At 51.3% G+C, this 25,872-nt stretch carries 24 protein-coding genes and 1 tRNA gene; 10 read left to right on the top strand and 15 right to left on the bottom strand.

Annotation, left to right across the window (positions count from 1 at the left end; translation table 11 throughout):
- Positions 1 to 28: 28 nt before the first annotated feature.
- From truB to H6624_00890, 9 genes are all read right to left on the bottom strand, one after another.
- Complete coding sequence (truB, locus tag H6624_00930) at positions 29 to 1,003, bottom strand: tRNA pseudouridine(55) synthase TruB (protein ID MCB9082872.1); 975 nt, start codon at positions 1,001 to 1,003, stop codon at positions 29 to 31.
- Positions 993 to 1,382, bottom strand: a complete 390-nt coding sequence (rbfA, locus tag H6624_00925; GenBank protein MCB9082871.1) for a 30S ribosome-binding factor RbfA — start codon at positions 1,380 to 1,382, stop codon at positions 993 to 995. The genes truB and rbfA overlap by 11 nt, the downstream gene beginning before the upstream one ends.
- On the bottom strand, positions 1,382 to 4,108 hold the full coding sequence (gene infB / locus H6624_00920) for a translation initiation factor IF-2 (GenBank protein ID MCB9082870.1): 2,727 nt from the start codon (positions 4,106 to 4,108) through the stop codon (positions 1,382 to 1,384). The genes rbfA and infB overlap by 1 nt, the downstream gene beginning before the upstream one ends.
- Before the next feature lie 64 nt (positions 4,109 to 4,172).
- Positions 4,173 to 5,702, bottom strand: a complete 1,530-nt coding sequence (gene nusA / locus H6624_00915) for a transcription termination/antitermination protein NusA (GenBank protein ID MCB9082869.1) — start codon at positions 5,700 to 5,702, stop codon at positions 4,173 to 4,175.
- Between the two features lie 6 nt (positions 5,703 to 5,708).
- Positions 5,709 to 6,251, bottom strand: coding sequence for a ribosome maturation factor RimP (locus H6624_00910; protein MCB9082868.1), 543 nt, complete (start codon positions 6,249 to 6,251; stop codon positions 5,709 to 5,711).
- A 133-nt stretch (positions 6,252 to 6,384) separates the two neighbouring features.
- Complete coding sequence (locus H6624_00905; protein MCB9082867.1) at positions 6,385 to 6,876, bottom strand: GNAT family N-acetyltransferase; 492 nt, start codon at positions 6,874 to 6,876, stop codon at positions 6,385 to 6,387.
- Positions 6,873 to 7,538: a hypothetical protein gene (locus H6624_00900; GenBank protein ID MCB9082866.1), complete on the bottom strand. Its 666-nt coding sequence runs from the start codon at positions 7,536 to 7,538 to the stop codon at positions 6,873 to 6,875. The genes H6624_00905 and H6624_00900 overlap by 4 nt, the downstream gene beginning before the upstream one ends.
- A gap of 145 nt (positions 7,539 to 7,683) precedes the next feature.
- The gene (locus tag H6624_00895) at positions 7,684 to 8,853 is read right to left on the bottom strand and encodes a porin family protein (GenBank protein ID MCB9082865.1); all 1,170 of its coding nucleotides are present in this window, start codon (positions 8,851 to 8,853) and stop codon (positions 7,684 to 7,686) included.
- Positions 8,854 to 9,033: 180 nt separating this feature from the next.
- Complete coding sequence (locus H6624_00890) at positions 9,034 to 9,225, bottom strand: hypothetical protein (protein MCB9082864.1); 192 nt, start codon at positions 9,223 to 9,225, stop codon at positions 9,034 to 9,036.
- A gap of 6 nt (positions 9,226 to 9,231) precedes the next feature.
- On the opposite strand from H6624_00890, the gene H6624_00885 reads away from it, so the two are divergent.
- The 3 genes from H6624_00885 (at position 9,232) to H6624_00875 (ending at position 11,594) form a co-directional block, all read left to right on the top strand.
- Positions 9,232 to 9,318 (top strand) — tRNA-Leu (locus H6624_00885).
- A 455-nt stretch (positions 9,319 to 9,773) separates the two neighbouring features.
- A complete protein-coding gene (locus H6624_00880; GenBank protein ID MCB9082863.1) occupies positions 9,774 to 10,610 on the top strand; it encodes a hypothetical protein in 837 nt (278 codons plus the stop codon).
- Positions 10,611 to 10,727: 117 nt separating this feature from the next.
- On the top strand, positions 10,728 to 11,594 hold the full coding sequence (locus H6624_00875; GenBank protein ID MCB9082862.1) for a hypothetical protein: 867 nt from the start codon (positions 10,728 to 10,730) through the stop codon (positions 11,592 to 11,594).
- Between the two features lie 51 nt (positions 11,595 to 11,645).
- Here the strand turns inward: H6624_00875 and H6624_00870 are convergent, their stop codons facing one another.
- From H6624_00870 to H6624_00855, 4 genes are all read right to left on the bottom strand, one after another.
- On the bottom strand, positions 11,646 to 12,041 hold the full coding sequence (locus tag H6624_00870; protein MCB9082861.1) for a response regulator: 396 nt from the start codon (positions 12,039 to 12,041) through the stop codon (positions 11,646 to 11,648).
- A complete protein-coding gene (locus H6624_00865; protein MCB9082860.1) occupies positions 12,041 to 13,321 on the bottom strand; it encodes a PAS domain S-box protein in 1,281 nt (426 codons plus the stop codon). The genes H6624_00870 and H6624_00865 overlap by 1 nt, the downstream gene beginning before the upstream one ends.
- A gap of 17 nt (positions 13,322 to 13,338) precedes the next feature.
- A complete protein-coding gene (locus H6624_00860; protein MCB9082859.1) occupies positions 13,339 to 14,112 on the bottom strand; it encodes an MBL fold metallo-hydrolase in 774 nt (257 codons plus the stop codon).
- A gap of 346 nt (positions 14,113 to 14,458) precedes the next feature.
- Positions 14,459 to 15,607 (bottom strand): hypothetical protein, encoded by a 1,149-nt coding sequence (locus H6624_00855; GenBank protein ID MCB9082858.1) that lies wholly within the window; start codon positions 15,605 to 15,607, stop codon positions 14,459 to 14,461.
- Between the two features lie 367 nt (positions 15,608 to 15,974).
- Between H6624_00855 and H6624_00850 the strand changes: the two genes are divergently transcribed.
- Entirely contained in the window at positions 15,975 to 16,376 is a 402-nt protein-coding gene (locus H6624_00850; protein MCB9082857.1) for a hypothetical protein, read from the top strand.
- A 56-nt stretch (positions 16,377 to 16,432) separates the two neighbouring features.
- On the opposite strand, the gene H6624_00845 is transcribed toward H6624_00850, so the two are convergent.
- The gene (locus H6624_00845; GenBank protein ID MCB9082856.1) at positions 16,433 to 17,356 is read right to left on the bottom strand and encodes an endonuclease/exonuclease/phosphatase family protein; all 924 of its coding nucleotides are present in this window, start codon (positions 17,354 to 17,356) and stop codon (positions 16,433 to 16,435) included.
- Positions 17,357 to 17,970: 614 nt separating this feature from the next.
- Between H6624_00845 and H6624_00840 the strand changes: the two genes are divergently transcribed.
- The 6 genes from H6624_00840 to H6624_00815 all read left to right on the top strand — a co-directional run bounded on the left by H6624_00840 (position 17,971) and on the right by H6624_00815 (position 24,654).
- The gene (locus H6624_00840; protein MCB9082855.1) at positions 17,971 to 18,711 is read left to right on the top strand and encodes a hypothetical protein; all 741 of its coding nucleotides are present in this window, start codon (positions 17,971 to 17,973) and stop codon (positions 18,709 to 18,711) included.
- A gap of 84 nt (positions 18,712 to 18,795) precedes the next feature.
- Positions 18,796 to 19,545, top strand: a complete 750-nt coding sequence (modA, locus tag H6624_00835) for a molybdate ABC transporter substrate-binding protein (GenBank protein MCB9082854.1) — start codon at positions 18,796 to 18,798, stop codon at positions 19,543 to 19,545.
- Positions 19,546 to 19,618: 73 nt separating this feature from the next.
- Entirely contained in the window at positions 19,619 to 20,737 is a 1,119-nt protein-coding gene (locus H6624_00830; GenBank protein MCB9082853.1) for an SDR family oxidoreductase, read from the top strand.
- On the top strand, positions 20,734 to 21,498 hold the full coding sequence (locus H6624_00825) for an acetoacetate decarboxylase family protein (GenBank protein MCB9082852.1): 765 nt from the start codon (positions 20,734 to 20,736) through the stop codon (positions 21,496 to 21,498). The genes H6624_00830 and H6624_00825 overlap by 4 nt, the downstream gene beginning before the upstream one ends.
- Complete coding sequence (locus H6624_00820; GenBank protein MCB9082851.1) at positions 21,491 to 22,804, top strand: FAD-dependent oxidoreductase; 1,314 nt, start codon at positions 21,491 to 21,493, stop codon at positions 22,802 to 22,804. Before H6624_00825 ends, H6624_00820 begins: the two co-directional genes overlap by 8 nt.
- Positions 22,805 to 22,851: 47 nt before the next feature.
- Entirely contained in the window at positions 22,852 to 24,654 is a 1,803-nt protein-coding gene (locus tag H6624_00815; GenBank protein MCB9082850.1) for an ABC-F family ATP-binding cassette domain-containing protein, read from the top strand.
- A 306-nt stretch (positions 24,655 to 24,960) separates the two neighbouring features.
- Here the strand turns inward: H6624_00815 and H6624_00810 are convergent, their stop codons facing one another.
- The gene (locus H6624_00810; GenBank protein MCB9082849.1) at positions 24,961 to 25,746 is read right to left on the bottom strand and encodes a hypothetical protein; all 786 of its coding nucleotides are present in this window, start codon (positions 25,744 to 25,746) and stop codon (positions 24,961 to 24,963) included.
- Positions 25,747 to 25,872 lie beyond the last annotated feature (126 nt).

Here is a 25,872-nt window from a genome sequence, read left to right as displayed (position 1 = left end):
CCCTAGGAGCGCAAGCCTTCACCAGGATTTATTTGGACCCCCGGCCGGGAGCCAGGAAAATCCTGCGTATTTTCAAGCCCCCCTCTGGCAGGGCCTCCAAAATGGACAGTAAATTGCCGCTTTGAGAGCTCAGGATCTTAATCGGGACGGCCCTTTGCCTTTGGCTGGCCTCTTTTTTCTCCACGATGAGGCGTCGGCTGAGATCGTGGCTCACCTGCCCATTGGCCATCAGTTGCTCGTCCCGGCCACTGATGGTGACGGCTTTCCACTGGGGGAGGGCACTTTTCAGCGGAATATAGACATTTCCGAAAGCCTCCAGGCCCTTTTCCTCCGCGTCCTGAACAAGCTGCCCCAGCCTTTCCAGACTCACTGACTCTTCCACCCGGTGTTGGCCGGAGGCAATCCGCCTCAGTTCCTCAACCGAAGCTCCGCAACCCAACTCTTCTCCAACGGCCACGGCCCAGGAGCGGATATAGCCGCCCTTATGACAAAAAACCTCGGCTTCAAACCAATCTTTGCCGCTGGCGACAACTCTCACATCATAAAAATGCATGGTCCGCAAGGGGGCTTCAACCGGGATGGATTCCCGAGCCAGCTCGTAGAGCTTTTTGCCTTCTTTTTTTATTGCCGAATAAAGGGGGACAGGCAGCTCAAGACGGCCCTCACACTTATCGACCGCCCGACGGATCTGCTCATCGCTAAAGGCCACTTCCTGACGGGATTGGACTTCACCGGTCATATCCAGGGTGTCCGTGGTCACTCCCAGACGCACCTTCACTCGGTAACCCTTATCTCCCGACAAGATGTACTGGGAAATTTTGGTGCCCTCACCAAGGAGAATCACCATCAGTCCCGTCGCTAAGGGGTCCAGGGTTCCGGTATGACCAACGGCTTTGGTCCCACAAATGCGGCGAATAGCCTGAACCACATCGTGGCTGGTCACACTCTGGGGCTTATCCACCAAAAGTAATCCATGAAGAGAAGGACCAAGACTAGTCTTCATCCCCATCCTCCTCAACGGCCAGAGAACGCCCGGTTTTTTGCACCTCTGCCAGCATTCTCTCGATCTTGTCGGCGTATTCTGCTGACGTATCCAATATCAATTGCACTTTAGGAGTGTACTTCATCTTGAGCTGACGACCGACGTGGCGCTGAATTTCCGGAAGTTGCTCCTCCAACAAGGACCAATCATCATCTCGGTTTGCTTGATCACCGATAATACTAACAAAAACCTTGCCGTGCCGAAGATCGGGGCTCACCTGAACACGTGTCACTGAGGCCAAGCCCATCAACGGCTCTTTGAGCCCCGTGGTCAAGTAGCCTGCAATTAGCTGGCGCAGCTCTTTTTCAACTCTTAGAATACGGCGGTTCGGACCTGCCATCAAAGCTCCCGGGCAATGCTCTCCATCTCGAAGGCCTCGATGACATCCCCCACTTTGACATCATTATAATTCTCAATGCCAATTCCACACTCAAAGCCTGATGCCACTTCTTTGACATCGTCTTTAAATCGCCTCAAGCTGCTGACTTTACCTTCAAATATAATCCGGCCATCACGCACCAGCCGTAGTTGGCTGTTGCGATTGATTTTGCCATCGACAACGGAACATCCAGCGATAGTTCCAATTTTGGGCACGCTAAAGGTGTCTCGCACTTCAGCCCGTCCCAGTGATTTTTCCACCACCTCGGGATCGAGCAAGCCTGAGAGAGCCTTTTTCATGTCATCCATCAGCTCATAGATGATGGTGTAACACTTGATCTCAATGCCATTTTCCTTGGCCATCTTTTGAGCCGAGCCATCGGGCCGCACGTTAAAGCCCAGGACTAAACCTTGAGCCGTGCTGGCCAAAAGAACGTCGGATTCACTGATTCCTCCGACAGCTGAGTGAATGACTTTAATCTTCACTTCGTCGGTACCCAATTTATCAAACATTCCCTTGATGGCTTCCAAACTTCCAGCGACGTCACCTTTGACAACAACTGAGAGTTCTTTCACTCCACCCGCTTTAACCTTGGAGAATATCTGCTCCAAGGACATGCCTTTAGCATCAGTTGCCGCTTCAGCATCAGCCTTTTGTTTTCGCAAGTTCGCCACTTCCTGAGCCAGCTCTTCCGTTTTGGTCGCATCAAACCGATCTCCAGCCTCTGGGGTCTCAGGCAGACCAGTGATCTCAACTGGCGCACCAGGTCCAACCTTCTTCACCTGTTCGCCGCGATCATTGGTCATGGCACGAATACGACCGGCCACCTTACCCACAACTACGGACTGCCCAACCTCAAGAGTCCCGTCTTTCACCAACAGAGTGGCCACACTTCCACGTCCCTTGTCCATGCGACTTTCAATGACCAGGCCTGTTCCTGAGCGTTCGGGGTTCGCTGTGAGCTCACCCATTTCAGCCACCAAGTGGATCTGCTCGAGCAGCTCCTTAATGCCATCGCCCTTAAGAGCAGAGACAGGACAAAAAATAGTGCTTCCACCCCATTCTTCCGGCACCAGTTCAAACTCTGTCAGTTGCTGCTTGATCTTGTCGGGATTGACATCAGGTTTATCCATCTTATTGACAGCAACAATGATCGGAACCCCGGCCGCTTTGGCATGGTTGATCGCCTCAGCCGTTTGCGGCATTACACCGTCATCAGCTGCCACCACAATGATGGCGATATCAGTGGCGTTTGCTCCCCGCGCCCGCATGGCGGTAAAGGCAGCGTGCCCAGGAGTATCAATAAATGTCACCTGAGCACCATCTTCCAATGTCACCTGATAAGCACCAATATGCTGGGTGATCCCTCCGGCTTCGCGGGAAGCCACGTCGGCGTTGCGAATCGAGTCGAGCAAGGTTGTTTTACCATGATCAACGTGACCCATAACTGTGACTACAGGAGTGCGAATCACCGGTTCTGCCTCAAGATTACCAAATGAAGCTTCCTCAAGAAGACTGTCTTCGTTTAAAGCAACATTAGTCGCTTCAAAGCCAAACTCAGGAACTATCAAAGAAACAGTATCAAAATCCAAATCGGTGTTCATGGTAGCCATCATGCCATCCTGCATGAGCTTCTTGATTAACTGAGGAGCTTTGATTCCCATTTGGTTGGCCAGCTCACTCACTTTGATCACGTGATGAACCTTCACCACTCGTTTACTCGCCTTAGGGGTGGTCAACTGAGTTTTCTTAGCTTCGCCCTTGCCTGGAATCTTCTTCTTTTTGGGCTGGAACACGATTTCGCGCTTGCGGAACTCCGTCGCAGTAAAGGTCACTGGTGGTTGTTCCTTGGCTCCGGGCCGTTTTTTCAGGCGATCATCTTTTGCCTCATCCACCTGATCATGTATCGGTGACGGAGCAACAAAACCAGTGCGCAGTGTGCGCCCGGCACCTGCACGAGGAGGACGGCCGGCGAGGTCGGGACTTCCCGCGGCGCCAGCAGGGCCTCCGCCGGCCTGAGCTCCACCGGAATCTCGATCTCCTCCACGCGGCGCCCGTTCTTTGGGGGCGCGTGTGACTCGCTTCAGGTCCATACGGCCAACAATGTTTTGTCGTACCTTAGGCGCTGGAGCTTCAGCTTGAGTCGCTGAATCTGCCGCCACCACTGAGTCCGCTGCCGCAACCTCAGCATCTCCACCTTCCGGCACCTGTTCAGTTTCCATGGCACTGACAGCTTGGGCGGCTTCAACATTTGCTGCTGCTGCTTCAGCCGCAGCCTGTTCGGCCTCTTCTCTTTCCTTGTCCGCCGCGCTTCGACGAATCACCGTCTTTTTGCGAACGACCTTTTTAGCCGTTTTCTTTTTAGTCCCGGTGTCATCATCGGCTGCTTTGGTGGCTGCCGTTACCACTTTACCAGCCACTTTTTTCTTGCGGGCGGTTGTGGTCTTTTTTGCCGCTGTCTTCTTAGCAGCCCTTTTCTTAGCCGTTTTTTTGGCTGTCTTCTTTTTAGCACCTGATTTCGCCGCCGTTTCAGCCTCCATGCGAGTCTTGATTTCCTCGATGGTGGCTTCGTCCAGGGCAGCCATGTGACTCTTGACCGGCAAATTCCACTCACGGATCTTGTCCATCAAGGCCAGGGTTTCAACGCCAATCTCTTTTGCAAATTCATATACTTTCGGTTGGCTCACTCAAACTCCTTCAACCGGGTTGTCTCTTCTACTCGTCGCCAATACCTATTTATTCCTTCGCTTCTTAACTTTCTACCGGAGGCTCTTCCTGACCTCCGCCCTCGCTTTTCATTTCTTCAACAGGAGCCGCATCTGCACTCCCTTCAGTAGCAGCTGCTGTGGCGCCCATTTCTGAGTCAGCCGCTGCCGCTTCGCCAGACTCTGCCTTTGCCAACTGGGCCATTTCTTCCTTCAAGCGCTGAGCCGCCTGGGCCTTGGCATCGCCTGTTCCCTCAGTGGACTCCTGACCGCCACCTTTTGTGGGCGCCGTGGGAATCTCCTTACCTTCATCAACATACTGCTGAAGAAGGGTTTTGGAATCGTCCACCAGTTTTTGAGCTTTTGCTTCCTCGTCGTAGCCAGGAATACGCATAATGTCTTCCACATTTGCTTCCGCCAGAGCCTGGAACGATCCAAAACCAGACTGGAAGATATTCTGAGCCATAGTCTGAGTCATGTTTGGCACCAACATCAGGTTGAAAATGGCCTCGGCTGTCCTTTGAGCTGCGTTGGACTCCGACATAATGTCCAATTTCCAGCCTGTCAGCTTTGCCGCCAATCGCACGTTTTGACCCTTACGACCAATCGCCAAACTGAGCTGGTGATCAGGAACCACGATCTCCATTTCCATTTGGTTTTCATCCATATAGACCTTGGAGATTTCCGCAGGTGCAAGAGCATTACAAACAAAGCGGGCAGGATCTTCGTCCCAGTTCACAATGTCGATCTTTTCACCGCGCAACTCCTGCACGATGTTTTGTACCCGACTTCCTTTCATACCCACGCAGGCACCTACTGGATCAACAGCGGCGTCCTTACTGATCACCGCAATCTTGGCCCGTTGGCCAGGCTCACGGGCAGCAGCTTTGATTTCCACAATCGCATCATAGATCTCCGGAACTTCCATTTCGAAAAGCTTGGCTAGGTAGCGCTCATCCGCACGGGACATGATGATCTGCGGACCACGAGTGGTCTGACGAACATCCGCAATGTAGCCCTGGATACGATCTCCTGGCTTATACTGTTCACCTGGAATCTGTTCCCGGGGCGGGATGTAGGCTTCAGTACGGCCCAAATCCACAACAATCGCACCACGCTCCACGCGGCGAGCGATTCCAGATGCAATGTCACCTTTGCGCTGTTCAAATTCGTTAAAGATCAATTCCCGCTCGGCATCACGAACCCGCTGGGTAATGATTTGTTTGGCAGTTTGGGCAGCGATGCGGCCCAGATCACCCGATTCAAGCTTGCTACCGATGGAGTCATTCAGCTGAGCATCAGGATCCAATTCAAGGGCCTCTGAGAGTTTGATTTCCACTTCTTCGTCGCAGAATTCCTCGTCCGTGACCACTTCCTTAAATTCGTAGAGTTCGATCTCACCCGTCTCTTCATTGTACTGAGCCTCAATCTCACGGTAGGTGCCATACTTTTTGCGAGCCGCAACCAACATGCCTTGGATAACCGCATCGATGACCACCTGCTTGTCGATTCCTTTGTCCTTACCGACTTGCTCAATCATCCGACTCAGATCTGAAAAAACGTTTTCAGCCGCCATTATGTATTACCTCTTCTTTTTTTTCTTTCCGCGATTCGCCTGAAAGTCGAAAACGACTTTTGCCTGGCGAATGATGGCGCGGGGAACTTCCCAGTTCACTTCCTGTTTCTTAACAACCACCAGTTCGTCCTCAGCCCCCACCAACTCGCCTTCGATGGACATCGGACCACTCTTACCTTCTTTGCGCTCTATTCCCTCTGGCAATGGAATCGGACTCGTGGTGGAAATGCGAACGCCCTGGCCGAGGACCTTTTGAAAGTGCCAGGTTTGATTCAAGCGCCGATCAATTCCCGGGCTGGACACCTCCAATTCGTAGGCACCGCCGGGGATGAGGTCCCCCACATCCAACTGTAAGTTCAGGCCCCTGGATACATTGGCACAATCGTCGACTGTTACCGTACCTTCCGGGCGGTCAATAAACACGCGCAAGATGCGATTGCGTGTTCCACCTGTGAACTCCAGGTCGTAAAGGAGACATCCTTCACGTTGACTCACTTCTTCCGCCATTTGACGGAGCTTGACCAAAACGTCTTCCGCTAAACGGCTCAAACTTACGTCCTCAATTCCACTCCGACTCCGATCAGCCGGAAACGGACACAATAAAAAAGAGGGCCACGGGCCCTCTTGCGAGTGTTCCGATTTATACTGAAGCCCTTTCTAAAAATCAAGTCATTATGAGAGCTTAATGGTTTCGTGGGGGAGTCGGAACTTGAAGAGAAAAAAGAATGGCATCGGCCCCGTCTCGATAGTAGCGGGGGCGCCGGCCGGCCTCAGAAAAGCCTAGTTTTTCATAGAGGTTACGGGCACCCACGTTGCCGGCGTGGACCTCCAACCAAAATTCACAACCCGGAGGGATCTGCTCAATAACTGAGCGCAGCAATCGAGCCATCAATCCCCGCCTCTGCCACTTGGGGTGGGTTCCGAGCAGGCGCACTTCATGAGCCCCCGGCAGTTCCTGCCACAAGACGAAACAGGTCAGTCCGAAGGGTTTGTAAAACACAGCGAGGGACTTGTTCTGCTGAAGCTCAAGAGCCAGCTGCTCCTCACTCCAACCGCCGCCAATGGGATGGGATGAAGAACCATAGACTTGATCCACACAACTCACCAGAGCTGGCAAATCCTCAGGCAGCAAGGGGCGCCAACTCCATTGCGGGCCTGCAAATGGTGAAGTCACATCTCCACCAAAAGATTGCGCACTTTGTACTTAGCTTGAAGCACTTCAAACCAGTCTTTAAGTCGGCGGTCCACCTGTTGGCGGCTCAAGAAAGACTTAATGTTGGACTTGAACTTATCAAAGGGGAAGTTACCAAACTTTAAGCGGTTCTTTTCAAAGTAGTCCTGGGCTTCGTCGTCTGTTACTGGAACCACTGAGGTCTGAGCCTTAAACTGAATGAAGTTCTTTGCCCGGATCTTACGGTCAAGCAATAGACGCAGCTCTTTGCGGGTCACACCCAACTGAGCCCACTGGGAGTGGGAGCGAAGCTTTTCACGCACGGTTTTCTCAGCTTTGTCCACATCGAGTGAGGTCACCTTGGTGGCGGCAAAGTTTTTGGCTTCCAGGTGGACCACCCATTCTAAAAGAACTCCATTCACTTCGCGGGGAAAGTTCTTGTGACCCCACTCTAGGGGCGGAATAGATCGATTACTCCGACCTTTTCCGTAAAGAGCCTTCTCAACCAAATAGTTGATCTGCACCTCACGACTGGTCACCACCTCATCGGAGACGTGGCCCACTGTGGCGGTCAACACCTTGCCCTGAACAGCCCCGGCCTCATGCGGAGCAATGGTCAACAAGGACACCAAAAGAAGAATTATGTAACAGAATCGCCCAACCATGCCCTATTTTACCCCGAGAGAAAGGTCCAAGGTCACGGACTTTGGCAGGGAAACAAAAAAAATCCGGACCCCGAAGGGGCCCGGCGATCAGAGGACAACAAAGAGTTTTTGGGCTCTGTTGTTATTCAATTCATGCAAATCAATCTTAAAAGCGGAACTTTCCGTTGAGGGTGATCAGGGTGTAGTCCAGATCCTCAACCGGGTCGCCCCACAATGGCTTGAAACGGCTTGTCAGGAACTCGGAATCGGTACGACTGGTGACATTCATGATGTAACGGTAGTCGACGCCGATAGCGAAGCTGTCTGTGAGGTCCACGTCCAAACCGACGATCATACCCAAATCAAATGACTTACTAGTGACTTCTGAGTCGTTGGAATAACCGAAGGACTGATAGCCACGGTCAAAGTACTTTCGATAGGTATAACCGGCCAAAGCCCCAATCTGCGGACGGATCTTGCCCTTCAGGAGGCTATATTTGGCGGCAATGGTGAAGTTGTATTGATCCAGTTCCTTAAAGAAGGGATAAGACCAGTACTCATCAATATAATAATTGGAGTAGTGAAAGCCGGCTTCAACCACAACGCCGGTGTCCATTTCAGTTCCGAAGGTCAAGCCAGTGGCCACGTTGCCTTCAACGTTTACGACGTCGATGTACTCGGCCATGCCGATGGCACCTGACAAATAGTAACGTTGCTCGGGCTTTTTCTTCTCTTCTTTTTTTATCTCAGAAAGCTCGGTGCGAACTGCGTCCATGATTTCGGCCTTCATGTCCTCGTCGTTTTCCTGAGGAGCAGGAGCCGCCATGGGTTGCTGGATGACCTGAACGGCCTGAGGCTCAGTGTAAACAGGAACAGGGGCCTGAGGCTGAGGTTCGGCATTCATGGTGTTGAGGCGATCGCCAAACAGATGATTCGCGCGACGCTTTTCATCTTCAAGGCGAGATTCCTCGAGCTTTTCCACAATCTTCTTTTCTGTGGAGATCTCCGCATCCTGACGGGCCCGGCGCAGTTGATCGGCGCGGGAGTCCTGGAGGGGATTGGCCTCTACATATGTCGTAGGTTGCTGAACAACAGGGACAGCTTGAGATCCTTGATTGAGAATCACAATGCCTTGTTGAGGACTGGCAACGGCGCCATCCTTGACTCGCACCACTTTTTTAGGTTGGGCAGGCTGTTCTTGTTCAGCTTCTTGAGAAACATCGATGGGCTCGACCTGGAGGCCGGCATCGATCACTTCACCTTCTTCGACTTGAGCGTTGGCGACACCCAACATCACCAAGCACAAAGAGGCTATTAATAGTTTAGTCGTCTTCATAGTCACACTCCTCTGATCTGATCTATATCTTGTCCGCGTTCGACAAGACTCCTTTCAACGTCCTACCCATGAGCAAGGGCCATGCCGTAAATGGGCAATTTTGGTCACCATCTAAATATTTGTTTTTACTGGATTATTCTTGTTTGAAATTATTATATGGAAAGAAATCGTCTGATGACTTTACGCAAAGACAAATTCCATTCCAGGTTTTTGGTTGCCATTTTCTTCAGCAATTTTTGAATAACGAGCTGGAATTGTTTTGAAAAAGCCAATCAACATGGGATTGCTGGTTACCTCTGTCGAACTCTCAAACACAGCCTGAAAATTCTTCTTGAGAAACGAGTCAACGTCCTCTAAATTGTGCCCCTTCACACAGATGCCTCTGTGGCGGAATTGGTAGACGCAGTGGATTCAAAATCCACCGATCGCAAGGTCATGGGAGTTCGAGTCTCCCCGGAGGCACCAGTTGAAAAGCGCCGTAGGCGCGATTTCAACTGGTGAAAGAAACTGAGTGCAGTTAGCGCGAGTTCTGAAAACCCTAAAAGCAGCAACCCCCCCTTAATTGTTGATCCACAAAACCGTGTGCCGCCTTTGTCCGGGAATAGGTCTGATTGCCGAGCCATTCCCGGAAATCCGAATCCTCCGCCGTCGCGCATGGGTGTATCCGGGGTGCGGCAGCACGCTGACGCACTCCGAAGACACGCCTGCGGCCGAAAGGCGCGTGAGGATTTGCGGAGAATGGTCGGCAATGGACCGACTTCACTGATAAAGGATTTTGTGGATCAACAATTAAGGGGGCCAGTTTAAAGGTGTCTCACTTTGAGACACTCCCGGGGCAATCCGCCGTTCTAGGTTGAGACATGGACCCTCCCTGGTTAGACTGAATATTAAGGGATTTGGTCACAGACTGTGAGGATGGGTTGAAATTACCAAGGGTAGTTATCGGTGGAGCTTTTTATCTGCTCCTAGGAATCTCTATTACATTGTGTTTGGGCTGTAGTACTGACGGGATGGTGAAGTCCTCGGCTTCAAGCGGCACTCCTAATCCACCAAATTCCCTGACAGAAGCCGGAGGCGGTCATGGCTCCGGTTATGACGGCAAAATCCATCCTGGCCTTTATGTTCATCAAGAACCTGAGAATACCTGCTACCTTGAGGATGGCTCAGCATCACATGTGACGTCCATGGTTCGGGTTTACGCAGATGACTCGATCAACTTTTTTGACTCCTGCCGGGAAGAAAACCCTCTTCCAATACAAGAGGCAGACGTCAAAGCCCTGAGTGAAACCACTGTCGAATACCAAAGCCAGATTTTCGAATACTCAGATAGTGTTCCCAGGTTTGCGGGACCTCCTCCACCGCCCCCACCGCCACCTCCCCCTGTGGAAAAGGTGGAAGCGCGACTGATGGGAGTTTGCCATTTTCGGGACTTGGATCCGCCCAACTTCGTTGGCGCATTGACGAACCTGAGGACTGCCGTCTACGAAGACACTCAAGCCAAAACCAATTTTAGTATGGTTGAAATCGACGAAGTTGAAATTGTCGGGCAGGCGTTTAGCACCACGGGTTTCCCAAAGGCGGATACCTCGCTCACCACCCCTGCCCCGAGTCAACTGGGCATGGGGACTTTCAGCGGACCCTATAATCTGGAAGTAATCATTCTTGATCTGGTCAGCGGTGATGCAGAGATGAGATTCAAACTTCCCGATCGTCCATTTGGAATCGGTGCATTTCGACCGGGAGCCTGTAGCTTCTAGGCCAATACACTGGCCATTTTTCTGTCGGGTTTTATCAGTGTGATTCGTCTTCTCAATTTGAGATCCTATCCTTGGTTGGTTGTTTTTCTAATATCCATATAAGGTAAGGAGATGAAAATGCTTAGATTTTTATCTGGGTTGGTTGTCCTGTGTCTTTCAGCAGGATGTGCGGATCAGGTGGGGTTTCAAACAAAGTCCAATGCAAGTGACGAACAGGCAAGTGGACTCCCACAAATTCAATACCTCGCCAGCTACCAAAGTGGCCAAGAGCTGGTGAATAGTCTCAGTCAGGAGGATGTAAAGGAGTGCCAGGCCAACGCCCTGGAGAAGTGCATTCTCATCTGCCACTTCAATGTGGTGGTTCAGAGTTTCAGCACCGTCGAAGTGGAGCTCAATCTCCTCATCGAGGACATCGAAAACGGGCAAATATCACAGACGGAGCTCTCCTACCGCGGACGTTGTCAGCTTGAAGGGGCTGGGGGCGAGCGGATCGAGGTGCAAGTCCCAGAGGTCAAGGAACCTAAGGTGCCGGTTCCCAATGAACCGGAAGAACCCAAAGAGCCCAAAGAGCCCAAAGAACCCAAAGAACCTAAGACTCCACAGCCCAAAAATCCAGGCCAGCCTTCAGCTTGCCAGGTCAAAATAGAAAACATGATCAAGGACTTCGAAAAAAGAGTGGATGACGCCCACAAAAAGTTCGAGGCTGAAGCCAGGCAACTGAACGAGTTGATCCAAAAAACCGATGATCCTGGTGAACGGGCTAAGCTGATGCAGGAGTTGCGCATGAAAGAGCAAACCTTTGCCTTCGAAACTCGCCAAGAACACATCGCCTTCGAGCAACGTCTAAACGCAGAGGTGAGAAACTGTCCTGGTATCAGAGGAGAGATCATTGAGGAAGGACCTGGTCACCCAGGCCCCAGGGGCCCCAGAGGACCTTTTCCTCCTCCTCCGCCTTTTCCCAAGCCGCCTAAGTTCCCATGGTGATCACAGAGGGAGGCTCAAGGGCCTCCCTTTTTTTTGGGTCCTGGGGCGCAGCTACAAACCCAGGGCGTCCATTAAGGTTTTTACAAGGTCATCTTCGTGGAAAGGCTTTTGCACGATCGCGCAGACCCCTGATGCGGTTGCCTGATCCTGCAACTCCCGGGCAGAGTTGCCGGTCATCAACACGACTGGAGCGCTCATCCCAGAATCCCGGATATGGCAGGCGAGGCTGAGACCATTTCTCCTTGGCAGTGTAAAATCAGTCAAGACAATATCCACCGGATTTTGGCCCAAGACTTCAATCGCCTGATCAACGCTTGAGGCCTCAAGAACGACGAATCCATTTTCGTCCAGCACTTCTCCCACGAGACTTCGCATCACTTCCTCATCGTCAACGACTAGAATTGTTTTTGCGCAGTTTCCAACCGCTAAAGCACTTTCCCCAGCCATTATTCTCCTCCATCGCAAACGTCCGGCTTCGGCAGAACAACCGTAAACCGAGCCCCCTCACCAGGGGCTGACTTCAACAGAATCTTGCCACCGTGATCTTCTATTATTTTGTGAGTGATCGACATTCCCAAGCCCGTACCCTTACCTGGCTCTTTAGTAGTAAAAAATGGATCGAACATTCTATCCTGAATCTCCGAGGGAATCCCGACCCCATTGTCCTCAATCTCAATCATGACCCTATTATCATCTTCTTTTGTGCGAACGACCACCGTCTTCATGATGTCATCACCTATGTCACTAAAAGCATCTCGGGCATTGGTCAAAAAATTGATCATCACCTGCTCAAGAGGTACCTTTTCACCCATCACAAGCAAAGGGTGATTACTTAACTCAGTTTTGATCCTAATGCTCCTTAAGCGCAGTTGTTCTTTGACCAGGTTGATCGATTTTTCAATGACGGAGTTGACGTCCATCTGTTCCCGTTTTGTTTCTGTCTGACGGGCAAAATCCAGAAAGCTTTGAATAATGGTTTTCATTCGATCTGCACCCTCGTCAATCTGTTCTGTGTACCTAAGGATCTTCTCCCGGGCAGGCAGGTCATCCTTTGCCAGCGCAGATTTAATTCGGTTGTTATAGCCGACGACAAACATCAGAGGATTGTTTAACTCGTGGGCTATACCGGCACTCAGCTCCCCGAGTGAGGCCAGCTTTGCCGTCTTGATTAACTGGGATTGTGAATTGCGCAGGGTCCGCATGATTTTCGAGTCCCGCACATCCCTGGCCGATATGACATAGGCCCTAGGACTACCGTCCCCATTTAGGACCTCAGTCCCGGTAATCAGGATAGGAATTCTCTCCCCCGATTTGGTTCGGTAGTAACCACGAAGCTCCTCGGCCTTTCGCTGCTCTATCAGCAGTCTGAAATCTGCAAAACTCGCGAGGGAATTGCGTTCCTCCTCAATCACCCACTCTCCGATCATTTTGCCTACGAGATCCGCTTCTGCCTCAATACCCCCTAAGGCTAGACATCGGCTGTTCGTGATCTGTATTTCTCCCTCTGGAGTGACCACAAAAAGCATCTCCTCAAGACTGTTCAATATCTGCGTCCTCTCACGGGCTAAGATTTCTATCTCCCCCTTTGCATACTTTAATTGATCGATGAGGCTGGTGATCTTTTTGCGAATACGCTCCCCCTGCTTGATTCCCTCTTTAAGGAACCGATTCTCCTCGCGCAGGAGGGTGATTTCGCTTAACAGATCTTCATAGCTCCGGTCAGCCACGGACACCTCTCCTTTTCTTACTCGTAAATCAGATCAAGACCGCATCTGAGGTCTCTCAAGTACTCCTTAGCCTCATTGACAAAATTGGCGCCAATGACTGATCCGTGCTGAGGCAGGATGGCATCGATCTCAAATTTATCGAGTTTATTGGCAAACCCTCTGGCAGCGACGTTGCTAGCCATGTAATCCAAGTGAAACAGGTTCATTTTAGGAATATGATCCTCGAAATTCTGCACACAGAGAGTCCACTCCATGCTCAGTGCTGCCCAAACATCTCCTGAAAATAGAAATCTCGAAGTATTGTCATAGGTGGCAATTGCCCCAGGGAAGTGCAAAAAAGGAGCATCGACAAAGGTTAACTTCGATCCTGCCCCAAATTCATAGGTCGGCCTTTCCTCCGTGTTCACAAACTTGAAATCCGCCTTCCCATAGTGGGGCAGCAAAACATGAGTTCTTGGAGAAGTAATGATGTCTAATCGAGAATTGAGTTCCAGCCAATTCCCCATTGAGGCCGCGACATCCGGGTCCTGGTGGGATAGAACCAAACCCACCACCTTTTTGGGATCAATCACCTGTCCCACTCTTTCCAAAACCGTTTGAAAGTGCTGAGCACTTCCCGGATCTACGACGACGGCCTCGCCCCCGCTCACTACCATGTAGGTGTTACAGCGAAAGGCTGTTTTCGCCTCTACCCCCAACCAATAGATGGAGTGGTCGCCACACTTATAAATGGCACATGTTCCCCCAGGGGTGATTTCTACTGAGTTAAGATCGAGCTCGTTGTTGGCCATAATTCCTCCATAAACGTCGTTATCTGCTTTGAATCGTTACCTTGTGGGGTACCGATTTAGGGTAAGAACTCTCAATACTTAGCTAGAATAGCAGCAAACAATTTCTATCCAATCGGTAAACGCCAGGTTATGGGCTGAAGGCGAGGGTTTCGATCACTTAGGTCGAAAGATGAAAAAAAATTCTTCCTTACTTAAGATGAACTTAACTCAAAATATCCCATTCTAAATCAAGTCACCTGTGGGGATGAACCGGAGGTCACCTCAATCCTCAAGATTCATTGCTAGGAGAGATGACCTGGGCCAATGGCCACATGAGGAAACAAAACCCTATGAACTTAAGAATTACCTACTGAGTACCTGGAGCAGAGCCATGAGAGGAACCCGGGGTAACGGCAGGCCCACCTTGAGCGACACATTTTTTATGAATGCTGAGACCACGCCGGTGAATGGCATCGAACATCGGTTCATTGTAAGAGAGGCGCCGGGTCTTGGGGTGCGCAGGAAAGCGCTTTTTTAGAAGCTCATAATAATAAAGTGCACTGGTTCGGGCAGCGTGAACCATATCATAGCGGCAGGCCATGGCTTGACGGGAATCCAAAGCCACTCCTAAGGGGTAGCCGGCGGTGTTGTTTCTCTCCATCATTTCACCCAGATATCGCGGGTCGACACCTTGGGCTATCTCTAGCTGGTCGGCAAAGCCCAACAAATTGTCCACCAAGGTAGAGTAAAGCTCCACGTCTTCTCCCAGTGCCAGGCCACCTTCATCCAGTTTCTGCTTGGTGACTAAGATCTCATACCAGTAATGGGGGTTACGGTTTTTTTCTTTCTTTTTGCTCTTAGGCTTCGGTCCAAATAAAACCGAAATTCGCGCTCCAATCTGATGGTCCAAATCGCCTGTTTCGTTCATCTGTTGAGAAGTACCAAAGGAAACCATCGACCTGTCCGACAATTTCTGTTCAACCTGAAGACGTCCAGTGAGTCGATGGCTCTTGCCATTGAGGTCATCTTCGTAGGTCACGGCTGATTGAAACTCAGTGGTTGGGGTCACTCTGTAGCTATGACCGGCACCACCCCCCACTCCCACATGCTCAGTTCCTAAAGCAGCACCTTCTTCGCTCGGCTGTGGGGCAAACTCAGTTGTGCCGTAAACACTGGCCCGAACTTGATGGCGCTGATCGCGATAAAGCCCCTGACTGACTCCCACCTTGGCCGTGGTTTTGTCCTCTCCCACATTGGTGTGGTAGATCAAATCCGTGTTGTCTTTCACCCTGACCTTGCCAAATCCGGGCTGGATAAACTCGCCTTGGTCTTGAAACTCCACGGACTTGGACGGATCGCCATCGAAGGAGCGAAGCTGCTGGATTTTGCTCGCGACAGGCAATGGAACCATTCCATCATCGTCATCGCGAAGCCCCTGGGCGGAAGAAAAGGCGGAGAAAGCCACCACCCCAATGAGGGGCAACAGTGCCGCATGCCTGGCAAATCCCTTCCACATAACCTAAATCATTGCAATCCTTATGCTTCCCCGGGCTCTCCTGGTAGGAGATGAGCGCCTAAGGCTTTGACAGCTGTGGAAGGGTCCATCACCAAACTGCTCATTCTTGTCCTTAGTCTATCGCCATAGGTTGATCGATCTATCGAGGTAGACAAAGCCAATCTGAACGGAATTGATTACAGTGGGAAATGAAAAAAGCATCTCTTCATTGCATCAAGCATGGGGATTTTGCATTTGGCACTAGTGAAAATTCAAGAGCCGAGCCCCTGACAGGCGAAAAGTTGCGATTTCTCAAGACGTATGCGACTTCTGATCCTTCGATACCCCCAAAAATATTTTTCAGAAGAATCCATTAGGAGGATACACAATGAAAAAGTTCATTCTTGCTTTAGCACTTATGGTGAGTGCCACTTCATACGCTTGCATTCCTGGCTCAAAAGTTCTGGCTGGCGGAGCCATCACTTTGTGGGCGGAGAAAATCGTATTCAAATTTGATACTGGAACTGTGGAGCACTCTCCCTATCAGTACGAGCGTCCGCAAATGGTTCTCACTGATGTCGGTCTGTTTGTGATTGAAGCTCTTGAGATTCAACTGACCAACGACGGCAAAAACATCATGCACACAGACTACAAAGTGAACGGCCCTCAAGATGAGGAAGCCATTTACCGCATTAAGAGCAACTACATGGCTGATGGTGGCATGACCCGTAGCGCTCCACGTATGCCCGACTATCCCATCACAGAGACTATTGGCTGCGGACAGCGCTAATTGATTCTTTGTAGCAAATGGAAAAAAAACGGAACTCCCAGTGAGTTCCGTTTTTTTTATGGCCAACTGATGATGTAGTCCACCTGGTAACCAAAGTGATCGGACAACTCGGGGCCCAAGACTGGATCTCCAGAGAAGCGCAGAAGAACCTGAGTCGGGAACATCCTCAAGACGGAAGCCGAAGGGACATGAAAAAACTGGCGATCATGGGTGTCTTCCCAAATGTTCTCGGGCTCACTGCGACCGCCAAAGACTGATTGGCAAGAAAGGGTGCTCTTGAGACAGACCTGACCGGCATCGAAAAGCCCGGAAAGATTTAAAAAATAGTCATAGCTGGGTCGACTTGGTTTTGAATTAAAATCGCCAGCAAAGATTTGCACTAAATGAGAGACCCCCATGAGAGGCAAAAACTCCCCTATCATTTGATCCATTTGCTTCAAGCGGATGTCGTCGTTTTCCCTCCCCGCCTGCAGATGAGTGGTGACAATAGCCACCGGCTCAGGAAGTTCTGGAATGGTGACCTTGACCCCAATCACCCCTTTGTGAGCCCAGCAGTCCGTCCCCGAACAGTTGTTGCCATACAAAATCTTTTGTAGTCCCTGGAGGGGAAACTCACTGAGAAAGGCCAGGCCTGTTCCGTAGGTGCGACCCTCTTCCTTGACTTGCCAATAGCTATGGGGATAGCCGGAACGGATCAAGAGTTGGTCGCAGTCTTCGACCATCATCTCCTGGAGAACCACGACTTGAGGCGCAGTTCCAAGGCGTCTCAGCTCAGCCAACTCCTCGCCAATCAGCTTACAGCGCTTTTTTGCGCTCTTGCCATTAACCGTCCCCACCGGCCAAGGCAAGCCCTTGACGTTATAGCTGAGAACCTCCAACCGATAGTTATGCTGCGATTGAGACCAGGCCGGAATGGCCATACCGACGACAGACAAAGCCACAGCCAACCAACAGGCTGGCCAACGAAGAGTTCGCTCCATGATTCCCCCCGACGAATACTCCCTAGTCCACAGCTTATTGAGCCCAGTATTCCCCGCTCAAGTCCGGCCGTGTTAATCCCCCTGTGAGACGCTTAAATCAAGGCTTTGCCAAGATTCGGTGGCAAAATCCCCTTGACCGCTCCATTTTTGCCTCACATTTGCCTCGTAGAATGAAGGGGAGCTCGGGGAGGACTGCAGGGCCCACAAACACTGACCGACACGGAATTCTCCGATCCACTTGCCCTCTTCCTCCTCGTTCTTTTTGTTGTTTTTCACGTTCTATCTGACAAGGAACAATCTCATACGGATTCGGGGGAGGGAAGCGGACCAGACACACCCTCCCCCGAAATTTATTCAGGGGCATTTTGTCCGCTCTTAATCCGAACCCAACATTGGCCGGCGGGGATTTTCAGTCTTTGTGGAATTTTCCCTTCTCTAGGACGGAAATTTTGACAACCTTCCATCTCTTCTGTCGAAAACCCAAGGCTCGTGACAACTTCCTGGTGAATCCGTCAACCACTTTAATTGCGGAATAACAGACTTCCGCTATGTTTGGTCGCGAAAGAACACATACACAAGCAAACCACCCCCAGCTTGTACACAGGAGGAATCTTATGAAAAAAGCGATTTTGGGTGCCATTTCCCTAGCCCTTTCACTCACTGCCGTAGCTGATCCCACCATCAACCCGATGGGTATGGAAACTTACGAAAAACTAGAACTCTATGACCAAGACGGAAAGGACTTCACCGTTGAGGTGGACTACGTTCTGCAGCGTTCTTGTGGAGCCGCCTACATGTATCAGGTTTCAAAGATTGACGAGGAAACAGCCATTGTCACCAAGCGAGCCCTTCCTCGCCGCGCCTACTGCCCCCCGCCTGAGCACTGGCCGCTGGTTCAGCACGGAATCAAATTTGATGTGCCTTCGAGCGGACGCTATTCTCACCTCTACTTGCTCGTTCCCAAAGGATCAAAAGTTGTCCTGCGCGGTTCTGACTATCACAGCAATCTGCCGGCTGGCTTAGGTGCCTTGGACTTGTCCCTGCAGAGCAAGTTTGGTTCTAACCCTGGTTTCATGATCAATATCTCTGGTGAACTCAACAGTCCAAACTACGGCATTGTTCTTGGCAAGCCCAAGGTGGATGAGGCCAAGCGCACTGTTCTGATTCCTGTCCGAGTCACTTACAACTCCCGTGGCGATCTGAACGTGCCAGCTGTTGGCGTTCCTTTCTCAAACACCATTGACATCAACACCTACCAGGAAGGCACCTGGACAGTGGTTCTTGTCGACGGCGATGGTAATAGCCTGCGCAAACAACAAGTCGACGTCTTTAACGTTTACTTCGGCGGCCGATAAGGCTTATAAACAGACAGCTTCCGACTGGGGATTCCACTTGGCATCCCCGACTTCGGAAGCTGTTTTTGTTTTGAGGCCTTTTAAATGAATCGAACAGTTTTACCCATTCTTTGTCTCTTCGCCCTTTTGACCCAGCATCCGGCTGCAAGCGAAGATCTTCATGTCGCGGTGGCCGCCAACTTTTCCCGCACCTTTAAAACTCTCGCCCAAAAGTTTGAGCAAGAATCCGGACACAAGATTTTAATTTCAAGTGGTTCCTCTGGTAATCAATATGCGCAGATCCTTAATGGTGCTCCTTTTCATGTCTTTTTGAGTGCCGATAGCCTGCGACCCCAAAAACTGGAGGAGGCAAAAAAGATTGTTACCGGCACCCGGTTCACCTATGCCCTTGGGATTTTGGCCCTGTGGACCTCGCGACAAAATTTGGATTTGCAGGAAGGTGAAATTCTGAAATCCACTGGTCTAGGCCATATCGCCGTGGCCAACCCGCGCCTGGCTCCCTATGGGATGGCAGCCGAACAAACTCTCAAGGCCTTTGGCCTATGGGACGAGAAAAAAGGGCAACTTGTGCGTGGGGAAAACGTCAATCAAGCCTTCCAATACGTGGAGAGTGGAAATGCCCAAGTGGGATTTGTCGCTCTTTCCCAGGTCCTGAGCCTGGCAGAGAGCAAACGAGGCCAATACTGGAAGGTCCCGAGCCAATATTACAGACCCATTGAGCAGCAGGCTGTCCAGCTGAAGGACTCCAAAGCGGCTAAGGAGCTGTTGGCATTTCTAAAATCACCTGAAAGTCGAAAGATCATTGAGGCTTCGGGATACGATATCCCTCAGTAACCGGTTAAAACTGGCCCCCTTAATTGTTGAGCCGCAAAACTGTGTGCTGACTTTATCCGGGAGTGAGGTCCGAATGCCGAGCCATTTCCGTAAATCCGAATCCTCACCGTCGCGCAGGGCGTATCCGAGGCGCGGCAGGAAACTGACGCGACCCGAAGACGAGCCTGCGGCCGAAAAGGTGCGTGAGGATTTGCGGGGAATGGTCGGCAAAGGACCGATTTTACTGATAAAGGATTTTGCGGCTCAACAATTAAGGGGGCCAGTTTTTAACCTGTGGACCTCGGCCAAGGTCCATCTTTCGGCAGAGAGTGATCTCCCTTACAATAGAGCTATGGCAAAAGAGGTGCCTTTAAAAGGCAAAACCGCCCTTGTCACCGGCGCCGCCTCCGGCATTGGCCGCCAGGTGGCCTGGGATCTTTTTAGCAGAGAAGGTTGTCGGTTGATTCTAGTCGACCGCAACCAAAACGGCATTGAACAACTGGCCGAACAACTCCTGGGTCAATCCAGTCGTAAAGATAATTCCATGACCATTGAGACCATCGCCTGTGATGTTTCGCTGACTCAGGAGATGGATAAACTTCAACATATCACCACTCTCGATATCCTAGTGAACAACGCCGGACTTACCTTCAATGGGACATTTGAATCCTCGCAAATCGAAGACTTTCAACGACTGCTGGATACCAATTTGATGGGCCCTGTGCGGGTGACAAAAACTTTGCTGCCTGCTCTTCTTAAGGGTTCCTCCCCCACCATTGTCAATTTGGCTTCATTGGCCGGATTGATTGGCGCACCCGGAATGTGTCCTTATTCGACTTCCAAATTTGGTCTTATTGGATTTTCTGAAGCCCTGAGTGCGGAGCTGCACGGACGAGTGTTTGTTTCCATGGTCTGTCCCTCGTTTGTGAAGACTGAAATTGCTCACCATGCTTCGTTCAGCTCTTCGGCCAGCGATAAAGACAAAAAGGAGTTCATCGCGCAAATGGATGACATCATCCGCAAGTTTGGCAGCTCCACACAAAAGGTGTCGAGAAAGATCATTAGAGGGATAAAGCGACGGGAGCGATTGGTGGTCATCAATCCCGAAGCCAATGTTCTCTATTTCCTCAAAAGGGTGGCCCCTTCCTTAACGGACTCGGTAGTCTCCAAGGCCTATGGCAAGCTGCTGACCCGTGGGGTGTTTCGCTCATGACTTTTCTCGACCGCAGCCAACAACCCATTCGCTTTGGCGACTTTGAGGCCAAGAGTCCCCTCCTTTATCCCTCAGTCAAAATGATGGGCGGTGTTTTTGTCTCCCCTTTAAAGGCCATCATGGAAATTCTCCCTGAGGGACCCTATCGCCCCCTGCAGGTCAGTCCGACTCACGGGCTGGTGGGACTTCACTGCATGGAGTATGTGGACTCAGACATTGGCCCCTACAATGAAGTCTCTCTCGCCATTGGAGTGCAAAAAAAATCAGCCCTGCCTTTATCTGGTATAAAGATCCTCAAGTCCCTTCTCACCAATCGCTTTGAAGGTCGGGTGATGGATTTGCCCGTCACCACTGAGATCGCCTTACAAGGCGGGGTTGAGGTTTACAACTACCCCAAGTACTTGGCCGATATCAGCTACCGAGAAACCAAGAACTATCGAATCTGTACTGTGCGTGATCGAGAAAGCCAGGATCTTATTGTCGAGTTTGATGGCCGCAAGCTGGAAACCAAGCATCCCTCACGCCCCAATCTTGATTTTCACAACTACCCGGAAAAAGCGGGACGTCACCTTCATGCGCGAGTGGAGATCAATCGCTGCCAAAGTGCGACGAGCTTTTTTCTCCCCCATGCGAGAATCCGCATCGGCTCCCATCCCCACTCGGCCGTGTACCAACGACTGCAGCTGGGCATATTGATGCAGTACTTTTTTGTCCCTGAGGCAGAGGCCGTGCTTTACCCACCAGAGGCATTCAATGGATAGAGGCAAAAAATCCATTGCCATTGTTGGTGGGGGCATCGGCGGACTTACGGCTGCCTATTACCTTTACCCCCACCACAAGATCAGGCTCTTCGAAAAATCGAATCGCTTGGGTGGCAACGCCTACACCTATGTGACCCAGGATGGGCAGTACTTGGACATTGCCGTCGCCGCATTTGGCAAGGCTGGATACCATCACTTTTACGGACTCCTTAACGATCTAGGGATTGAAACCCGCCTCTGTGCCAACTCCTATATGAGCTTGCACAATATGGACAGCAAAGAAGGACTCTACCTCACACCCACCCTGCGCGGAGCCGTTGCCCAGGGGCGTGATTTGGTGAACTTTGCAAACTTCAAAAGTGTCGCCGGCTTGTTTGTGGGACTTCAGTGGGCCTTTCGCCAGCTCGATGCGGGAAAGCTCCACTACCGAACCATGGAAGAGTGTCTACAGATGATTCCTGCATTCAAAGGCGACGCCCGCAGGCTTCTTGTCAGCGCCCTTTGTTTGCTGTCTTCCATGTCAGCACCGGAAATCATGGCCAGTCCGGCTGAGTTTTTTCTACTCAAGCTTAAGCGCCACAATGATGTGATTTCTCCGCGCGCCACCTACAGCGTGCGCTGCGTGGAGGGAGGAACCCAGTCCTACGTCAACGCTTTGGCCGACCGTTTTCGGGAACACATTACTTTTTCGTCTGAAATTAGCAGAATCGTGCGCAATGAGAGCTCTGTACAGGTGGTCATGAGTTCAGGTCAGACAGAGACATTCGATGCCATTATATTGGCACTGAACGCCGATCAAGCATTGGCCCTTTTGGATCATCCGACCAAGGAAGAAAAACGACTTTTGGGTGCCTGGAAATACAAGGAAGGACGCGTGGTCGTCCATCGTGATTACTCTGCCTTCCCGCCCCGAGATCTTATGCAGGCCTACACTTTTTTGTACACGGATCGAGAGGGGAAATTTGAAACATCGGTGAACGGAGCACTTTGGCACGAACCCAATGTCCCTAACGACAGTGAGTACATTTGCACCCAGCACCCAAACTTTGCCATTAACCCTCACCTGATTGAATTTGAAACCACTTTGCGCACGCCCATTTTTGATTTCAAGTCTTTCCCTGTGGTGCCAGAGATGCCGTCACTCAATGGAACTCTCAATACCTTTTACTGCGGTAGCCATTTTGGCTTTGGCCTCCACGACGATGCAGTTCGCTCGGCCATGGAAGTCGCCCAATGCTTAGGCGCCACTGTTAAGGTGAACCTGGAGCCCAAAGCCCTTTCGGCCATTAAAGCCTTGATCGGCTAAGTAAGATCACTTGCCTGGGATGAGCCCATCCTATAGAACTGAGACCTATGTCGACTCTCATCTCCGTCAGCAAATTGGAAAAGACCATGGGATCTAAGCTTCTGTTTGAAGACTTGAGTCTCGGAGTCTTTGAGCGCCAGCGCGTTGGTCTGCTGGGCCCCAATGGTGCGGGAAAGTCCACCTTGCTCAAAATTCTGGCAGGGCTTGAGCTGCCCGATCAGGGCGAAGTGTCTAAGCGAAAGGGACTGGCATTGGTCTATGTCCCCCAGGAGGAAGTCTTCCCTGCCGAAGGAACCGTCCTTGATACGGCGATTGGCAAACTGAGGGCCGCCGGCATGGACGCAGATGAGGCCTTGATTCAAGCACCCATTCATTTGTCCCTGGTTGGCTTCACCGATCACGGTCAGTGCCTCTCCGTTCTGTCAGGCGGTTGGAAAAAGCGCCTGAGCCTGGCGATTGCATTTGCCCAGGAGCCCGAGCTGCTACTGTTGGACGAGCCTACCAATCATATGGATTGGGAAGGGATCTTGTGGCTAGAAGATTTGCTGCAGTCCTTCAAAGGGGCTTTTGTTCTCGTCAGCCACGACCGGGCCTTCCTCAACAGCCTGTGCAATCGCACGGTTGAGATCAATCGTCTGTACCGTGACGGCTATCTCTCCTTTGACTGCCGCTACGAAGATTTCCTTGTAAAGAAGGAAGAGTATATCCAAACTCAACTCACCTTGCAGGAAAGCCTCTCCAACAAAGCCCGGCGGGAAATCGACTGGCTCAGAGCCGGTGTCAAAGCGCGAACGACAAAAAGTCAAAGTCGGATCAAGGAAGCCCATCAGCTCATTGACAATTTGGCTGATGTTAAGGCCCGCAATCAAGCCGGCAAGGCCCGCATCCGCTTGGAAATCGAATCCGGCGGTAAACAATCTAAAAAGTTGATGGAACTAAAGGCTGTGGGTATCCAGTTTTCAGAAAACCCACTGGTAAGTGACCTCAATCTTGTACTAGGTCCCAAGTCCTGTCTAGGTGTCTTGGGTTCCAACGGCAGTGGAAAATCCAGCTTACTCAAGATTTTGGCAGGACAGCTAAGCCCGAGCGGTGGAGAACTGGTGCCGGCTGAAAAGTTACAGATTGTCTACTTTGACCAGAAGAGAGAGGACCTGCCACAAGACATTGATCTGATTGAGTACCTGGGAGACGGATCGGACTACACTTTGTTCAAGGGACAATCTGTTCATGTGGCCTCCTACGCTAGTCGTTTTCTCTTTCAATCGGAGAAAATGCGTTTGAAGATCTCCCAGCTCTCTGGTGGTGAACAGGCTCGGCTATTGATTGCCAAACTGCTGCTGCAACCGGCTGATGTGTTATTGTTGGATGAGCCCACCAATGATTTGGATATTGACAGTATTGAGGTGCTGGAGCAGGCCCTTTTGTCATTTGAAGGCCTGGTCGTCCTCGTCTCCCATGACCGCCAGTTCCTGAACAACTTGTGCACCCGATTTCTCGCCCTAGATGGCAAAGGGAGCTGGCAAGTCTATGCCGATCTCCATCAGTGGCTGCGGGACCGACAGACAGGATCAACGCCTCTGGCAAAGGCCGAGACCAAGAGTTCAAGCCCCGAATCGCGTCCAGCAGCGCCCCAAAAAGTCCGGCTCTCTTACAATGAGAAGCGCCAGCTGGAGACCATCGAAGAGGACATTGAGAAGGCCGAGCAAGACTTGCAACAGGCCCAGGCGGACTTGGAATCGCCAGAGGTCTACTCAGATCACAAAAAAATGGCTGACTGTGTGGAGATGCTGAATCAATGCCAAAAGAAAATCGATGACCTCTACGCCCTTTGGGAAAAAGGCTCCCAATAGCAGCTGGCCCCTTTGATTGTTGATCTCAGCCTCATGAAGGCTGTCTTGGGAGTTCGTCCTCCTGCGATCAATAAGCTTAAAACCTCAGACATAGCGTCCGGCAGCAGCGCTCTCTCTCAGAGCGCAGCACCAAGCCGAACTCGGTTTTAAGCACATTGATCCTCCGGAGTCCGGCCTCGCAATTCAGGTTCCAGTTTTGCCTTCGATCAAGGGATCCGCTTCCCGGCGAGGGTCTCCCTGCTATTTAGTTGGGAAGTGTGAATGCGAGGTGGATCAACAATTAAGGGGCCAGCCGATATCGGGTACCTATTGGGGAAGGTGGCCGGGTTTGACGGCGAATTCGCGGGTGGCGGGGTCGGAGTTGCCGCGGAGGGCGCCGGTAGCGATAAGAATGATGCGGTACTGCCCTGGCTCTAGCTCTTGATCCAACCGCCAGTAAGATTTATTCACTTCCTTTTCCTCAGTAAGCAGGGTCCATTTGTCCTGACCTATCTCTCTGTGAAAGAGCTGAATGTTGACCTTGGCATCTTCGACCGTGCGCCACTCAATGCGCGGACGATCATCGCGTAGAGAAATGTTGGTTATTTCAGGAGAGGGGATCTTGCTCCCATACAGGGTGAAGAAAAACGGATCCGACTTTCGTTGGTAGCTCACCCCACTCTTGGTGAGCACTCCCACTTCCCACATGTATTTTCGTCCGACAGTCAGTTGGACGGGCATACTGCTTTTGAACACCCGTTGGATCCTGGATTTTGCCCGGCCCTCGTTCACCTCCCAAACTCGAAAGTGGTACTCTTTGGCCCCGCGAACGGCATCCCAAATAAAGTTCACTGTCGCCTGAGCACCTTTAGCTTTTATCATCTTGCCATTTGCTGGAGCCTTGAGATCCACCTCAAAGGACCCGGCCAACAGCTCAACCGATTCACTCCACTCTCCCAGTCGCCCACCTTTGGCGACTGAGCGAATGCGAAACTGATAACGGCCCTGGGGCAGCTCAGTTCGATAGGAAGACTTGGGAGTTTTATAGCTCAGCGGCGGGCGAGCGGTGTCCAAAGGTTTAAACTCCAGCTCATAGGAAATGGCACCGGCCATTTCTTCCCAACCTACCTCGACAGTCGCCGTTTCACCCTCTTGTCCATAGGCCAAAGGGAGACAAACTGATAGCGCGAGACAGAAGATCACGCGAAAAATGGAAGTCGATGTGAGCCTAATGATGTG

The sequence above is a fragment of the Pseudobdellovibrionaceae bacterium genome, from assembly GCA_020635075.1.
Taxonomy (GTDB): domain Bacteria; phylum Bdellovibrionota; class Bdellovibrionia; order Bdellovibrionales; family UBA1609; genus JADZEO01.
This window is presented reverse-complemented; position numbering and strand designations above follow the sequence as displayed.

Excerpts from the sequence above, each read along its gene's own strand:
- truB (MCB9082872.1), bottom strand. The coding sequence starts at position 1,003 with ATGAAGACTAGTCTTGGTCCTTCTCTTCATGGATTACTTTTGGTGGAT.
- rbfA (MCB9082871.1), bottom strand. The coding sequence starts at position 1,382 with ATGGCAGGTCCGAACCGCCGTATTCTAAGAGTTGAAAAAGAGCTGCGC.
- nusA (MCB9082869.1), bottom strand. The coding sequence starts at position 5,702 with ATGGCGGCTGAAAACGTTTTTTCAGATCTGAGTCGGATGATTGAGCAA.
- H6624_00900 (MCB9082866.1), bottom strand. The coding sequence starts at position 7,538 with ATGGTTGGGCGATTCTGTTACATAATTCTTCTTTTGGTGTCCTTGTTG.
- H6624_00895 (MCB9082865.1), bottom strand. The coding sequence starts at position 8,853 with ATGAAGACGACTAAACTATTAATAGCCTCTTTGTGCTTGGTGATGTTG.
- H6624_00875 (MCB9082862.1), top strand. The coding sequence starts at position 10,728 with ATGCTTAGATTTTTATCTGGGTTGGTTGTCCTGTGTCTTTCAGCAGGA.
- H6624_00870 (MCB9082861.1), bottom strand. The coding sequence starts at position 12,041 with ATGGCTGGGGAAAGTGCTTTAGCGGTTGGAAACTGCGCAAAAACAATT.
- H6624_00860 (MCB9082859.1), bottom strand. The coding sequence starts at position 14,112 with ATGGCCAACAACGAGCTCGATCTTAACTCAGTAGAAATCACCCCTGGG.
- H6624_00855 (MCB9082858.1), bottom strand. The coding sequence starts at position 15,607 with ATGTGGAAGGGATTTGCCAGGCATGCGGCACTGTTGCCCCTCATTGGG.
- H6624_00850 (MCB9082857.1), top strand. The coding sequence starts at position 15,975 with ATGAAAAAGTTCATTCTTGCTTTAGCACTTATGGTGAGTGCCACTTCA.
- H6624_00845 (MCB9082856.1), bottom strand. The coding sequence starts at position 17,356 with ATGGAGCGAACTCTTCGTTGGCCAGCCTGTTGGTTGGCTGTGGCTTTG.
- H6624_00840 (MCB9082855.1), top strand. The coding sequence starts at position 17,971 with ATGAAAAAAGCGATTTTGGGTGCCATTTCCCTAGCCCTTTCACTCACT.
- modA (MCB9082854.1), top strand. The coding sequence starts at position 18,796 with ATGAATCGAACAGTTTTACCCATTCTTTGTCTCTTCGCCCTTTTGACC.
- H6624_00830 (MCB9082853.1), top strand. The coding sequence starts at position 19,619 with ATGCCGAGCCATTTCCGTAAATCCGAATCCTCACCGTCGCGCAGGGCG.
- H6624_00825 (MCB9082852.1), top strand. The coding sequence starts at position 20,734 with ATGACTTTTCTCGACCGCAGCCAACAACCCATTCGCTTTGGCGACTTT.
- H6624_00820 (MCB9082851.1), top strand. The coding sequence starts at position 21,491 with ATGGATAGAGGCAAAAAATCCATTGCCATTGTTGGTGGGGGCATCGGC.
- H6624_00815 (MCB9082850.1), top strand. The coding sequence starts at position 22,852 with ATGTCGACTCTCATCTCCGTCAGCAAATTGGAAAAGACCATGGGATCT.
- H6624_00810 (MCB9082849.1), bottom strand. The coding sequence starts at position 25,746 with ATGGCCGGTGCCATTTCCTATGAGCTGGAGTTTAAACCTTTGGACACC.